Genomic DNA, 13746 nt, shown 5'->3' on the forward strand with positions numbered 1-13746 from the left:
TCCTAGAAAGTATCTTCAGCTTCACTGAACATGTAACTCTTATAATGGTACCGCATCGACATGATAAACCCAACGCCAATTAGGTTCCCCAATAATGACGAGCCTCCTTGTGAGATGAACGGCAATGGAATCCCTGTCAATGGTAATAAACCAACGCTCATCCCAATGTTTTCGAAAACATGGAATAAGATCATCATGATGACCCCAGTTGAGACATACGCGTAAAATTCATTCTTCGTATCAAATGTGACCCGAATCATTTGGTAAATCAACAAGAAGTACAAAAGAATCACAAAACATGAACCGACAAAGCCGAAGTTCTCACCAATGACAGAGAAAATCATATCGGATTCACGTACTGGCACATGGACTTGCACTTGATTGAAGCCTTTCCCAAATAGCTGACCAGACCCAATCGCTTTTAAACTCTGCGATAATTGTAAACTGGTACTGGCAGTATTATCAAAAGGATGCAGCCAAGCATCAATTCGATTGAATTGGTACGTTTTAAAGCCCAGATGCGTCAAGATTACCCGGCCAGGGGTCGTCGCCGCTAGTGTAAGGGCCGTGCCCCCAACAGCGACTAAGACAGCAATGGCTGGGGCTAAAATCTTCCAGGTCACACCTGAGACAAGCACAATCCCACCTAAGATGGCAACGAACACTAATAAGGTCCCAAAGTCATTTTGTAATTTCAATAGGACCATCACTGGAAGTGTCCATAGTAACATTCGTCCAAGTAACATCCAATCCGTCTTAACCGTGTGTTCTGGATAAGCCGTATTGTGTTGAGTAACGACCCTGCCCAACATCAAAATATATGCCGGTTTCATGACTTCAGATGGTTGAAATGAGATTGGTCCAAGAGAGAACCAACTCTTTGCCCCAGTTTGCAAGGCGACTGCCCGATTATAAAAGATTAAAACGGCAATCAAGAGGAAAATCCCTAACCCATAAGCCAGTGGTGCAATCCGCCATAGTTGTTCTGAATCAAACTGCATAATTGCGACAATCGCAATTCCACCAATCACGTACCATGCAGCTTGCATAATAACGGCTCGAGTTGAACTCGCACCTGATGTATCATGTGACGTTGCCACATAGATTGACATCAAGCCAATCAACGCTAGCATAAAGACTGAAAAGACGATTCCATAATCAACTCGCGAGGAATCTTCTGTTGTTTCTACTTCCTTTGGCATGCTAAGTCTCCTTCAATCAATTCTGCTCTCATTATATAAATAACCCGGCCAGAATTCTGCCGGGTTACTGTAATTCTAATTAATTCTTAAGAATTAACCTTGGTGTAAGTGGTACTCCCGTAGTAATTCGTTAACTGCATCGTCGTGGGTCTTAGTAATGATACTTTGACCAGTCCCTTCAACAGTTGCTTCAAAACGTTTCTTAGCGCTATCTTCTACAATCACGCCAATTTCATTTTTGCCGACCATGACGCTTGTCATTTCTTGGCCATTACGTTTGATGTCATCAATTGTGACAGTAATTTTTTGTTCTTTTTTTGACATAGTTATGTTGAACCCCTAACTTCTTTGACTTACTTTTGTGACTCGTCTTGCTGTCGATTGCGCAAAACGGTGAAATGATCTGGTACTGGATCATAGCCGCCCCGTACAAACGGGTGACAACGCAATATACGACCGATGCCCATGATTAAACCCAAAATAGCACCATGTTTTTGGATTGCTTGAATCATGTAACTCGAACATGTTGGGTAATATCGGCAACTCGGTGGTAATAATGGTGAAATTCCCTTCTGATAGAAACGGACCAATCCAATCAATATTTTCCGCAATTTATCTGCCTCACTTTAGCGCATGCTACTGCAAGAAATTAATAATATGACTCCATGTGCTAGGCAAGAAAACGGCAAATGGATTCTGGCCGCCAATTGCAAAACCAATCATCTGACCAACTAATAACGCAATAATTATGAGCACGAAAACCAATAAAATTTTCTTTAAAACGGGTTTGACGTGTTCGTCAAAATTTGATTGATACACACAATCACAATCCTTCTTTAATAGAATGCGGCTTAATAAGCCCGTTTATGTTCAATATTATCTAATAAGATGCCAGTCCCTAAAGCAACAGCATCCAATGGATTTTCTGCTAAGACCACCGGAACCTTCAAATGTTCTGAGAATAAGCTAGCGATATTGCGTAATAAAGCACCGCCACCCGTTAACATGATTCCCCGATCAATAATATCTGCAGATAATTCTGGTGGTGTCACTTCTAACACTTCTTTGGCAGCCGCAATAATTTCCATCATTGTTTCATGCAAGGCTGATTCAACTTCATCTGCACTAATTGAGACAGATTGTGGCAACCCACTTACCATGTCCCGGCCACGAATCTCAAGTGACTCACTCGCATCAGCATGCCAAACGTTACCAATTGTTAACTTAATTGTTTCAGCCGTATGTTCGCCGATTAATAGATTATGTTTCTTCTTAACGTATGCGGCAATTTCACTATTCATCTTATCGCCTGCAAGACGCAATGAACGACTTGTGACCACTTCACCCATTGAAAGCACAGCGACGTCACTGGTCCCACCACCGATATCAATAACCATGTTACCGCGTGGTTGAAAAATATCCATGCCAGCACCTACAGCCGCGACTTTTGGTTCTAATTCCAAGAAGACTTTGCCGCCACCTGATTTTTCAGCAGCTTCAACAATTGCTTTTTGTTCAATTGATGTAATATTTGTTGGGCAGCAAATCAAAATATTAGGTTTTGATAGGAAGCCCTTTACATTTAATTTATTAATAAAATACGCTAACATTTCTTCTGTAATGTCGAAATCAGCGATGACCCCATCCTTTAATGGACGGACAGCGTGGATATTGCCAGGTGTCCGGCCAACCATCCGATACGCTTCTGAGCCAACTGCTAAAACTTTTTTGGTTTGGGTATCAATCGCAACAACTGAAGGTTCGTTTAAGACAATGCCTTTTCCCTTAACGTTAATTAAGACGTTGGCAGTTCCCAAGTCAATCCCGATATCTTTAGCCATTTGGTGTTGCTCCTTCCGAGAACTATATTCAGTAAATCATTATACCATAAGACAGGTACCTTTAGTATCCTGATTTGGCAAAATAAAAAAGCGACGTCCGCTGAAATAGCAGGCGCCGCCAGTCTGTTTTATGCACGTTTTGCTTGTTTAATCCGGTGACCGGCAGCATCAAAATCAGCTCGACTAATATGTGCCCCAAGTGCCCGTAATTTTTGATGGAAATGATAGTAACCCCGGTCCATGTATTGAAGGTTCGTAACCAACGTTTCACCATTAGCTACTAACCCAGCAATGACAAGTGCTGCGGCAGCTCTTAAATCGGTTGCAGCCACTTCAGCCCCATTGAAATGTGTATCGCCATAAAGCACAACTGATTGACCTTCAATTTGATAATCCGCATTCATTCGGCGGAGTTCTTCCAAATGCATGAAACGATTTTCAAATACCGTTTCGGTCATAACACTCGTCTTCTTAGCAAGTAATTGAAGTGTCGTCATTTGTGCTTGCATATCAGTTGGAAAGCCTGGATAAGGTAGCGTCTTGATATTACATGCCTTTAATTCAGCGGGACCAATAATTCGAACACCAGCTTCTTCGTCAATCACTTCCGCACCCATTTCCACTAATTTTGATAGGAGTGGTTTATTGTGTTCAGCAATCGCTTCTTTAATCAAGACATTTCCTTGTGTTGCCGCAGCGGCTACCATGAAGGTTCCGGCTTCAATCCGATCTTGCACGATACTGTGATCCGTCCCGTGTAAAGCGGTTACGCCTTCCACCCGAATTGTCTCAGTTCCGGCGCCAAAAACGTTCGCACCCATCTTGTTTAAGACATTAGCAAGATCCACAATTTCAGGTTCACGAGCAACGTTTTCAATCACCGTTGTCCCTTCAGCCATTGTCGCAGCCATCATGATGTTTTGTGTCGCACCAACACTAGGAAAATCTAAGTAAATATTAGTTCCCACTAGGCGTTCTACTTTAGCTTCAATGTAACCATGATTTTGATGAATGGTTGCACCAAGTGCTTCAAAACCCTTCAAATGTAAATCAACAGGCCGCGAACCGATAGCACAACCACCTGGCATCGCAACTCGTGCGTGACCTAAGCGCGCTAATAACGGCCCCATCACAACGATGGAAGCACGCATTTTTGAAACATATTCAAAAGCTGCTTCAAAATTCAAATCACCACTGGCATCGATTGTTAATTGGTTCCGTTGTTCATCAAACTCAACTTTAGCATCTAAACTCTTTAATACATCTTGCATCATGAAGACATCAGATAAAATAGGAACGTTCGTTAATTGAACGGGTCCGTCGGTTGCTAGTAAGGCAGCCGCCATAATTGGTAATACTGCGTTTTTGGCGCCTTCGATTTGAACTTCACCAACTAATCGTTGACCGCCTTGTATAATCAATTTTTCCAAGAGTTTCCCTCCGAATAAGACTGCTAGTTTATGGGACTAAAAAAATCACATTTTTAGCCTGCGCGATTATTTCTAAAAAGAATTGGCTAACGGTGTAGCCCATCACAATAGCGAGAAATACTATGACAATCTGTACTTGACGGATATGATTCGGTTTGAAAAATTGCTCAAACCGGATTGATTGTAAGCCATAAAAACTGATTAAAATAAAACCAATATGGCTAATAATTGAAATAACTGCCTGTAACCCGATTGATTGCACTTAAATAACGCCCCTTTTGTGATATGCAAACATTGTAACATACCGAAATAGGATTTGTCTGCCCACCAGACTGAATCTTAAGAAACAAAAAAAGCCTTAAACCATTCAGGTTTAAGGCTTTTTGAATCCTACAATAAGTGATTCTTAACGTTAATCCGGTTTATCGCACGTTGCAGTGCAATTTGAGCCCGGCGTAATTCGTCAGTATCATTATGTTCGGACGCTGTTTTAATTGCGTTTTGAGCACGTTCCTTGGCACTTTGCGCACGCCTAATATCAATATCACGCGCCCGTTCAGCACTATCGGCAACGATTGAAGCAACGTTATGGCTCACTTCCATGAACCCACCATTGACCGCAATTGCGTCTTCACGTGCTGGATCATCAGTCCGTTTAACGCGAATCTCACCAATTTCTAAAGGGGTAATAATTGGCTCATGATTAGCCATAATACCAAGTTGCCCGGCCATCGCTGGTACAACCAACAATGTTGCGTGGTGATCATAGACAATCCCACTTGGGGTCACGATATTAACGGTTAATACCTTTTGTTCTTCTGCCATCATTAACGCCCCTTTCTAAGCTTGTTTCGTTTCTTGTTCGGATGGTGTATAACCCAATTCTTTAGCTTTTGCTAATGCAGCATCAATATTCCCGACAAGCCGGAATGCTTCTTCAGGGACATCATCATAGTCACCCGCTAAGATGCCTTTGAAGCCTGCCACTGTATCTTTTACTGGCACGTATGAGCCGGCTTGGCCTGTGAAGGCTTCGGCAACGTGGAAGTTTTGTGATAAGAAGAATTGAATCCGACGAGCACGCGCAACGATAATCTTTTCATCATCAGATAATTCATCCATCCCTAAGATCGAGATGATATCTTGTAATTCACGATACCGTTGTAAGACGTGTTGCACTTCTGAAGCAACTTCGTAATGTTCTTCGCCAACAATTTCTGGATCCAAAGCACTAGAAGTTGATTCTAGTGGGTTAACAGCAGGATAAATCCCCTGTTGTGTTAATTTACGATCCAAGTTAGTTGTAGCATCCAAATGCGCGAAAGTTGTTGCAGGCGCAGGATCAGTATAATCATCAGCAGGCACATAAATGGCTTGGATTGATGTAACTGAACCTTTTTTAGTAGACGTGATTCGTTCTTGCAATTGGCCCATTTCTGTTGCCAATGTTGGTTGGTAACCAACGGCAGAAGGCATCCGTCCTAATAAGGCAGAAACTTCTGAACCAGCTTGAGTGAATCGGAAAATGTTATCGATGAACAATAACACATCTTGGCCTTCAACATCACGAAAGTATTCAGCAATTGTTAAACCAGTCAAGGCAACTCGCATACGAGCGCCGGGTGATTCATTCATTTGACCGAAAACCATCGCTGTCTTTTCCAAAACGCCTGATTCTTTCATTTCAAAGTATAAGTCATTACCTTCACGTGTTCGTTCACCAACACCAGTAAAGACAGAAATACCACCATGTTCTTCAGCGATATTATGGATTAATTCTTGGATTAAAACGGTTTTACCAACACCGGCACCACCAAACAAACCAATTTTCCCACCTCGTAAATAAGGGGCAAGTAAATCGATAACCTTAATCCCTGTTTCAAGAATTTCTGAACTTGTATTTAATTCCTCAAATTTAGGTGCAGAACGGTGGATACTGTCCCGTCTAAAATCTGCAGGAAATTCTTCGCCGCCATCGATTGTTTCACCAAGAACGTTAAATACCCGTCCTAAAGTTTCTTTACCAACTGGTACGTTAATTGCACGACCAGTGTCTTCAACAGCCATCCCCCGACGTAAACCGTCAGTTGATTCCATTGAAATAGTACGCATTACCCCATCACCTAATTCAAGTGCCACTTCTAAGACGACAGATTCGTCGTTCCCTTTGTTGACAACCAAGGCATTATTGATATCTGGTAAAGTCGTATCTAAAGAAAATTCGACATCGACAACGGGACCAATAACTTGGACAACTTTTCCCATACTCATAGTTGTTATTTTCCTCCCGCGTTTCTTATTCTAATGCTGCCGCACCACCGACAATTTCGGTGATTTCTGTAGTAATCTGTGCTTGACGTGCCCGGTTAAATTTAATTGATAAATCAGAAATTAAATTATTAGCATTATCAGTGGCACTCTTCATCGCCGTCATGGAAGCAGAATGTTCAGCTGTTTTAGAATCAAGTAGTGCGCCGTAAATCAAACTTTCAGCGTATTGCGGTAGAATGGCATCTAAGGCATCATCAACAGAAGGTTCTGTGATGTATTCTTGATCTTTATCAGTGACTTCTGAAACATCCAAGTCGGTAATAGGTAGCATTTTTTCAGCTCGAAAAGCAGATGTCAGTGAGTTGACATGGTGGTTGTAACAAACGTACAACTCGTCAAACACGCCGCTATCATACATTGCAACAGCTGTTTTGATGATTTCACGGACTTCATTAAATGATGGCACATCACTTACACCACGATATTCGTAGGATAAGTTCATTTGCCGTGCTTTAAAGAAATCAGCACCAGTGCCACCAACGGCTAAAATAGCATATTCATCGGCAGACTTGTGGTTTTCTGAAATCATTTCAACCATTGCTTTTAAGATTGAGCTGTTATAAGCGCCAACCAATCCACGATCACTCGTGATGACCAAATAACCGGTCTTTTTGATTGGTCTTTCCACTAACAAATTACTTAACGTAATGTCATGCCGCAATGATTTCTGTGAAGTACCGTTAGTAGCTTCTGCTGCTTTAGCGGTACTTTTTTGACGTGCACTTGCAATTAATTGACTTGCAGCCAAATGCGTGACGATTTCTCGAATCTTATTCGTATATTGTTGATAAGCGATTGAATTTTTTTCAATCTGAGAAAGTTTTGCACCAGAGACCATTTGCATAGCACTCGTAATTTGCCCAGTTTTTTTAGTAGAGGCGATTCTTCGTTTGATATCCATTAAAGATTCAGCCAATTAATTCACCCCTTACTGTCCTGAGTCTTGATTGTCAGCAGTAGCTTCAGCGCCGACAAAACCTTCTGTGAAGGATTTGATAGCAGCATCTAACTTATCTGTATCTGGCAATGCAGCGGTTTGACGGATAGTGTCCATCAAGTCCTTTGCGTTACTTTCAAGATAATCGCTCAATTGACTTTCATATTGCATGATATCGTCAACTGGAACGTCATCAATAAAGCCGTGTGTTAATGCATAAAGAATCGTTGTTTGTTGTTCGAATGGTAATGGTTTGTGAAGTGGTTGTTTCAAAACTTCAACAGTCCGTTTACCACGATTTAATTTCGCTTGTGTTGCCGCATCCAAGTCTGAACCGAATTGCGTAAAGGCTTCAAGTTCACGGTATGATGAAAGATCAAGACGTAATGTCCCAGAAACCTTCTTCATCGCCTTCGTTTGCGCTGCGCCCCCAACACGAGAAACAGATGACCCAGCATCAATCGCTGGACGTGTTCCTGAATAGAATAAATCACTTTCCAAGAAGATCTGACCATCAGTGATGGAAATAACGTTAGTTGGGATATAAGCTGAGATGTCCCCAGCTTGTGTTTCGATGATTGGTAAAGCAGTCATTGAACCGCCACCTAATTCATCACTTAACTTAGCAGCCCGTTCCAATAAACGTGAATGTAAGTAGAAGATATCACCAGGGTAAGCTTCACGGCCTGGAGGTCTTCTCAAAAGTAATGAAATTTCACGATAAGCAGCAGCTTGTTTACTTAAATCATCATAGACGATTAAGACGTGCTTGCCGTTATACATGAATTCTTCACCCATCGCTGCACCAGCATATGGTGCAATGTAGAGTAATGGTGCTGGTTGACTAGGACCAGCTTCGACAACGATGGTATAATCCATAGCGCCGTAACGACGTAAGGTTTCCACTTGCGCTCTAACGGTCGATTCTTTTTGACCGATCGCAACGTAAATACAAATCATGTCTTGATCTTTTTGATTAATAATCGTATCAATCGCAACAGATGTTTTACCAGTCTTACGATCCCCGATAATTAATTCACGTTGACCACGACCGATTGGTACCAAAGCATCAATGGCTTTCAAACCTGTTTGTAAAGGTTCTGAAACAGATTGACGTGCCATAACGCCAGGGGCCTTCTTTTCGATTGGACGAGTTTTGTCCGTTTTAATTTCGCCTTTGCCGTCCACGGGTTGACCCAATGGATTAACAACACGACCAATTAAAGCATCGCCAACAGGCACTTCCATAATCCGGCCTGTTCGTTTAACTTGGTCACCTTCACGAATGTTTTCATATTCACCTAAGATGATAATCCCAACATCGTTGGTTTCCAAGTTTTGCGCAACCCCGTATGAACCGTTAGAAAATTCTAGCAATTCACTTGAAAGGGCGTTTTCTAAACCGTGAGCACGTGCAATCCCATCACCAACATAAGTGACAGTACCGACTTCTTCAACGGCTAAATCTTCATTATAATTTGCAAGTTGTTGTTTAATTAATGCACTGATTTCCTCAGTTTTGATGCTCATCAGGTTCACCTCTTTATCAACGATTGACTATTTCAATAGTAATGACTTAATTTGATCTAAGCCATGTTTAACACTGCCATCGATCACCTTGTGATTCGATTCCAGTACAATCCCACCAATAATATCTGGATCAACGATACTTTCCACTAAGACCTGATTGAGACCTTCGCGTTTAGCGTAGCTTTGGCTAATCTTTGCGATTTGATCACCATCTAAAGCAACGGCTGACGTTACCTTAGCGTGTGCAATCCCCATCTTTTGATCATAAAGATCTTCGTAGGCCGCAATAATGTATGGCATCTCAGCCATTCTTTGATAGTCAAAAACAAGGCTTAAAAAGTGTTGCATGAGTGTACTAAATTCACCGGAAAGGCTCTTTAGAAGCTCACGTTGTTTCAATCCAGATAAAGTCGTATCAGTCAGAACTGCACCCAATCTTGGGTTGTCATTGAAAATAGTCTCGAGTGCTTGTATCTCTTCATGGATACTTTCAAATTGTTGCTCTTGTTCTGCAAGGGAAAATAATGCCTTTGCATAGCGTTGTCCGACTGCATATTTATCTAGTTTCATTTTGCTTGTCCAACCCTTCAATATAGGAATTGATCAATGACTTTTGATCAGTAACTGACAATTCTTTCTTAATGAGTTTAGAAGCAATTTCAATAGATAGTTGAGCAACATCATCTCTCGCACTGTTTAACGCATCTAAACGAGATTGTTCGATGTCTTTTTTAGCATTTTGTTTTAAAGTTTGGACTTCTTCTTGAGCAAGTGTGACCATGCCTTCGCGTTGTTTTTCACCATTTCGCTTGGCTGTATTCACAATTTCAACTGCTTCTGACTTAGAATTCTTCAACTCTGTTGCGCGTTGTGCTGCTAATTTGGCAGCATCTTCACGTGATTGAGCGGCGTTATCTAAGTCGTTTGTAATTTTGTCAGAACGAGCTTGCATCATTTTTGAAACAGGTCCGAACGCAAATTTACCAACTAAAGCGACTAAAATAATAAAGACAACTAATACGAAAAGTGAATCTCCAAGGTAGGCTTCAGAAGCACCAACGATTAAATTACTAAACATCTATTGACACTCCTTCCTTGACTTACTGACTAATTTTTAAAGCGAAAATTTAGATTCACTCGGATTAACTAAATAAGATCAAGAAAGAAACGACGATAGAAAGAATTGGAACAGCTTCAATCAACCCAACACCGATAAACATTGTTGAGCGTAATTCTGCTGATAATTCTGGTTGGCGTGCCATACTTTCGATTGTTTTTGAGATAACCTTACCGTTACCATATGATGCTGCGAATGCTGCTAAACCAGCTGCGATAGCTGCTGCTAAATAGTTCATGTTTTTTCCTCCTAATTTTTAGTCTTCCATTTCAACTTTTTCTGAAATATAGACTATCGATAATGTTACAAATACATATGCTTGGATTGCCCCGATAAAGACGGAGAATCCTTGCCAAACCATTTGGATCGGTGCCGTCACAAGCATCGTTGCTGGTCCATGTGAGAAGGCCATTTTAACTAATAAACTTAGTAAAACTTCACCCGCAAAAATGTTCCCGTACAAACGCAAGGACAACGTTAAGAAATTGGTAAATTGTTCGATGATATTAATTGGTAAGAAAAATCCTACCGGTTTAATATAACTCTTCATGTAATTACCAAACCCTAACCGTTCAACACTAAAGTAGTGCGCAATCACTAAGACGATCATCGCAAGCGACATAGTGATAATCGGATTGGCCGTTGGACTCTTCAACCAAGTTACATCATGTACCTTAATTTGAAGAATCAAACCAAGTTGATTACTGATAAATACGAACATGAACATGACGAATGCAAATAAGTAAAATTGTTTACCTTCTTCACCGGGCATCGCACTTTTAACGATTCCGTTCGTAAAATCAATGATCCACTCCAAAATATTCTGCCGTTTAGTCGGTTTAAGCGCAATTTTTCTTGATAAAAAGAAAACGAGTGCAAAAACCAAAACTGCACTTACTAAGACCGATAGACAGTTTGCTAAATTAAAACGAATTCCCAAAATGCTAATAATGGGATATTTATCATCCACAAAATTCCCTCCTCCCTTAGGCTTATTTGTTGATTCCACTCTATCAACGACTACGTCTACGCGAGTTGCACAACGAACCTAAAAACAGCAATATTTATGTAGAAAAATTAAGCATAAATCATCACCGCAATACAAGTATGATAATACCACCATTAAATTAAAAGTACAAAGCAAATACTAACTAATTTCTAATTATTTTTTTGTCAATGCACTCAAATACCATAAATATTATCATATCAAAAGATTAAACTTATTAACGGTTGCTTTTTTGGCAAAAAAAACGCGTAACACAGGAAAATCAAGTGTTGCGCGCTTTTATTATCGGTACCTAATTAATGGCTATTTAGTCCCGAAAAGACGGTCGCCTGCATCCCCTAAACCAGGAACAATGTATCCATCCTCGTTTAAATGATCATCAAGACCAGCTGCATAGATGTCAACATCTGGATGGGCTTCTTGAACAGCTTTAACGCCTTCAGGTGCAGCCACTAGTACAACAAGGCGCATTGACGTTGCGCCGCGTTTTTTAAGGGCATCGATGGCCATGATTGCTGAGCCACCAGTTGCAAGCATTGGATCAACGATGAATAGTTGTCGTTGATCGATATCTGTTGGTAATTTAACAAAGTATTCGTGGGGTTGTAATGTTTTTTCGTCACGGTACATACCAATGTGACCAACTTTAGCGGCTGGGATTAATTCTAAAACGCCATCAACCATCCCAAGACCTGCACGCAGAATTGGCACAACGGCTAATTTTTTACCGCTCAATTGTTTTTCAATTGCAGGCCCCATTGGTGTTTCAACTTCTACGTCTTCCATTGCTAAATCGCGCGTGATTTCATAAACCATTAATTCTGCGATTTCGTTTGCGACTTCGCGGAAAACTTTAGTACCCGTATCCTTATTCCGGATAATCGTTAATTTGTGTTGAATTAACGGATGATTTAATACTGTGAATTTTGCCATTTACTTTGCCCCTATTCTATTCAATGAATTTAGTCCAAATTTTTTTCGCAAAAAAAGAGTGACTCCAAAGAAAACCTTCTCCGAGTCACTCTCCCTTCCGCGTAAAATTCTGTTTACTATTGTAGCGTAAATAGCATCAAAAAACTAGCGGTATTCATTAATTAATCTAAAAATTTAGCTTGTGTGATTGGAAAACGATCCGTCAACGCTAAAACATCTGCACTAATGCGCGTCATGGCGTCTAATTGATCGTGTTTTTCAATCACTTCTAAAATTAATTGCGCAATCAATTCACAATCCGCTTCTTTAAACCCGCGCGATGTGATTGCTGGGGTCCCAATTCGAATCCCACTTGCCTTAAATGGACTTAATTTTTCAAAAGGAATGGTATTCTTATTAACGGTAATGTGGACACTATCTAAAAATGCTTGGACTTCCTTCCCATTTAAGCCACTCTGCGTTAAATCGAGTAACATTAAATGATTGTCAGTCCCGCCTGAAACCATACGTACTAAGTCAGATTGTTCGAAAACGGCAGCCATCGCTTGCGCATTGGCCACAATTTGTTTTGTATATGCTGTAAATTCAGGTTGTAAATCTTCACCAAATGCAACAGCTTTCGCCGCAATGACATGTTCGAGCGGTCCACCTTGAATACCAGGGAAGATGGCAGAGTCAATTGCTTTGGCATATTCTGCTTTACACAAAATCATTCCACCACGAGGTCCACGCAACGTTTTATGCGTTGTTGTGGTCACCACATCGGCATATGGCACTGGACTTGGATGAACACCAGTTGCCACTAAACCAGCAATGTGTGCCATATCGACCATTAAATAGGCACCGACATGATCGGCAATGGCGCGTAATCTTGGGAAGTCAATTGTCCGACTGTATGCTGATGCCCCTGCAACAATCATTTTAGGATGAATTTCATCCGCTTTAGCAGCGAGCGCATCATAATCGATTCGTTCGTTATCGTCAGCAACGCCATAACTATAGAAGTGATAAAGTTGCCCACTGAAGTTAAACGGTGACCCATGGGTTAAATGACCGCCATCTGTGAGGTTCATCCCTAAAATCTTATCACCGGGTTCTAAAAGCGCTTGGTAAACTGCCATATTAGCCTGCGAACCGGAGTGCGGTTGTACATTGGCATGTTCTGCATTAAAAAGTTGTTTAGCACGTTCAATCGCGAGTGATTCAATTTGATCGATAAATTCACAACCACCGTAAAACCGTTTGCCCGGATAACCCTCGGCATATTTATTGGTTAATACGCTACCTTGTGCTTCTTGAACAGCTCCGGAAACAATGTTTTCAGAAGCAATTAGTTCAATATTATGCACCTGGCGTTGTTCCTCTTTTTTAATCAATTCGTAAATTTCTGGATCAGTTTGTTCAATCATTTACAATCAC

General features: G+C 41.0%; 17 protein-coding genes. All 17 read right to left on the minus strand.

What is annotated here, in order from left to right; all coding sequences use genetic code 11:
- Nucleotides 1–2 precede the first annotated feature (2 nt).
- Complete coding sequence (locus LCU_RS03530; RefSeq protein WP_056965858.1) at nt 3–1202, minus strand: FtsW/RodA/SpoVE family cell cycle protein; 1200 nt, start codon at nt 1200–1202, stop codon at nt 3–5.
- Nucleotides 1203–1295: 93 nt separating this feature from the next.
- Entirely contained in the window at nt 1296–1526 is a 231-nt protein-coding gene (locus LCU_RS03535) for a DUF2969 domain-containing protein (protein WP_004270939.1), read from the minus strand.
- Between the two features lie 29 nt (nt 1527–1555).
- Nucleotides 1556–1813, minus strand: coding sequence for a membrane protein insertion efficiency factor YidD (gene yidD / locus LCU_RS03540; RefSeq protein WP_039099359.1), 258 nt, complete (start codon nt 1811–1813; stop codon nt 1556–1558).
- Nucleotides 1814–1838: 25 nt separating this feature from the next.
- Nucleotides 1839–2021, minus strand: coding sequence for a DNA-directed RNA polymerase subunit beta (locus LCU_RS03545; protein ID WP_004270937.1), 183 nt, complete (start codon nt 2019–2021; stop codon nt 1839–1841).
- A gap of 32 nt (nt 2022–2053) precedes the next feature.
- Complete coding sequence (mreB, locus tag LCU_RS03550; protein ID WP_056965855.1) at nt 2054–3043, minus strand: rod shape-determining protein; 990 nt, start codon at nt 3041–3043, stop codon at nt 2054–2056.
- 128 nt (nt 3044–3171) lie between these two features.
- A complete protein-coding gene (gene murA / locus LCU_RS03555; RefSeq protein ID WP_056965853.1) occupies nt 3172–4473 on the minus strand; it encodes a UDP-N-acetylglucosamine 1-carboxyvinyltransferase in 1302 nt (433 codons plus the stop codon).
- Nucleotides 4474–4501: 28 nt separating this feature from the next.
- Nucleotides 4502–4735: a DUF1146 family protein gene (locus tag LCU_RS03560; protein WP_004270934.1), complete on the minus strand. Its 234-nt coding sequence runs from the start codon at nt 4733–4735 to the stop codon at nt 4502–4504.
- A gap of 128 nt (nt 4736–4863) precedes the next feature.
- Nucleotides 4864–5298 carry a F0F1 ATP synthase subunit epsilon gene (locus LCU_RS03565; protein ID WP_056965851.1) on the minus strand — a complete coding sequence of 145 codons (435 nt, stop codon included), beginning with the start codon at nt 5296–5298 and terminating at the stop codon, nt 4864–4866.
- A gap of 15 nt (nt 5299–5313) precedes the next feature.
- Entirely contained in the window at nt 5314–6744 is a 1431-nt protein-coding gene (gene atpD / locus LCU_RS03570; protein ID WP_056965849.1) for a F0F1 ATP synthase subunit beta, read from the minus strand.
- A 25-nt stretch (nt 6745–6769) separates the two neighbouring features.
- Nucleotides 6770–7720, minus strand: coding sequence for a F0F1 ATP synthase subunit gamma (locus tag LCU_RS03575; RefSeq protein ID WP_004270029.1), 951 nt, complete (start codon nt 7718–7720; stop codon nt 6770–6772).
- A 12-nt stretch (nt 7721–7732) separates the two neighbouring features.
- Nucleotides 7733–9271 (minus strand): F0F1 ATP synthase subunit alpha, encoded by a 1539-nt coding sequence (gene atpA / locus LCU_RS03580; RefSeq protein ID WP_054644444.1) that lies wholly within the window; start codon nt 9269–9271, stop codon nt 7733–7735.
- A gap of 27 nt (nt 9272–9298) precedes the next feature.
- Entirely contained in the window at nt 9299–9841 is a 543-nt protein-coding gene (atpH, locus tag LCU_RS03585) for an ATP synthase F1 subunit delta (RefSeq protein ID WP_039099365.1), read from the minus strand.
- Nucleotides 9828–10349, minus strand: coding sequence for a F0F1 ATP synthase subunit B (gene atpF / locus LCU_RS03590; RefSeq protein WP_056965847.1), 522 nt, complete (start codon nt 10347–10349; stop codon nt 9828–9830). The genes atpH and atpF overlap by 14 nt, the downstream gene beginning before the upstream one ends.
- 64 nt (nt 10350–10413) lie before the next feature.
- On the minus strand, nt 10414–10626 hold the full coding sequence (gene atpE, locus LCU_RS03595) for a F0F1 ATP synthase subunit C (RefSeq protein WP_004269983.1): 213 nt from the start codon (nt 10624–10626) through the stop codon (nt 10414–10416).
- An 18-nt stretch (nt 10627–10644) separates the two neighbouring features.
- Nucleotides 10645–11358, minus strand: a complete 714-nt coding sequence (gene atpB / locus LCU_RS03600) for a F0F1 ATP synthase subunit A (protein WP_004270012.1) — start codon at nt 11356–11358, stop codon at nt 10645–10647.
- Nucleotides 11359–11697: 339 nt separating this feature from the next.
- Nucleotides 11698–12327, minus strand: a complete 630-nt coding sequence (gene upp / locus LCU_RS03605; protein ID WP_004269972.1) for a uracil phosphoribosyltransferase — start codon at nt 12325–12327, stop codon at nt 11698–11700.
- A 161-nt stretch (nt 12328–12488) separates the two neighbouring features.
- Nucleotides 12489–13736 carry a serine hydroxymethyltransferase gene (locus LCU_RS03610; RefSeq protein WP_056965845.1) on the minus strand — a complete coding sequence of 416 codons (1248 nt, stop codon included), beginning with the start codon at nt 13734–13736 and terminating at the stop codon, nt 12489–12491.
- Nucleotides 13737–13746 lie beyond the last annotated feature (10 nt).

It is taken from the genome of Latilactobacillus curvatus JCM 1096 = DSM 20019, from assembly GCF_004101845.1.
GTDB lineage: Bacteria > Bacillota > Bacilli > Lactobacillales > Lactobacillaceae > Latilactobacillus > Latilactobacillus curvatus.

Excerpts from the sequence above, each read along its gene's own strand:
- LCU_RS03565 (WP_056965851.1), bottom strand. The coding sequence starts at position 5,298 with ATGGCAGAAGAACAAAAGGTATTAACCGTTAATATCGTGACCCCAAGT.
- atpA (WP_054644444.1), bottom strand. The coding sequence starts at position 9,271 with ATGAGCATCAAAACTGAGGAAATCAGTGCATTAATTAAACAACAACTT.
- atpD (WP_056965849.1), bottom strand. The coding sequence starts at position 6,744 with ATGAGTATGGGAAAAGTTGTCCAAGTTATTGGTCCCGTTGTCGATGTC.
- LCU_RS03610 (WP_056965845.1), bottom strand. The coding sequence starts at position 13,736 with ATGATTGAACAAACTGATCCAGAAATTTACGAATTGATTAAAAAAGAG.
- atpH (WP_039099365.1), bottom strand. The coding sequence starts at position 9,841 with ATGAAACTAGATAAATATGCAGTCGGACAACGCTATGCAAAGGCATTA.
- atpE (WP_004269983.1), bottom strand. The coding sequence starts at position 10,626 with ATGAACTATTTAGCAGCAGCTATCGCAGCTGGTTTAGCAGCATTCGCA.
- atpF (WP_056965847.1), bottom strand. The coding sequence starts at position 10,349 with ATGTTTAGTAATTTAATCGTTGGTGCTTCTGAAGCCTACCTTGGAGAT.
- upp (WP_004269972.1), bottom strand. The coding sequence starts at position 12,327 with ATGGCAAAATTCACAGTATTAAATCATCCGTTAATTCAACACAAATTA.
- LCU_RS03530 (WP_056965858.1), bottom strand. The coding sequence starts at position 1,202 with ATGCCAAAGGAAGTAGAAACAACAGAAGATTCCTCGCGAGTTGATTAT.
- mreB (WP_056965855.1), bottom strand. The coding sequence starts at position 3,043 with ATGGCTAAAGATATCGGGATTGACTTGGGAACTGCCAACGTCTTAATT.
- LCU_RS03535 (WP_004270939.1), bottom strand. The coding sequence starts at position 1,526 with ATGTCAAAAAAAGAACAAAAAATTACTGTCACAATTGATGACATCAAA.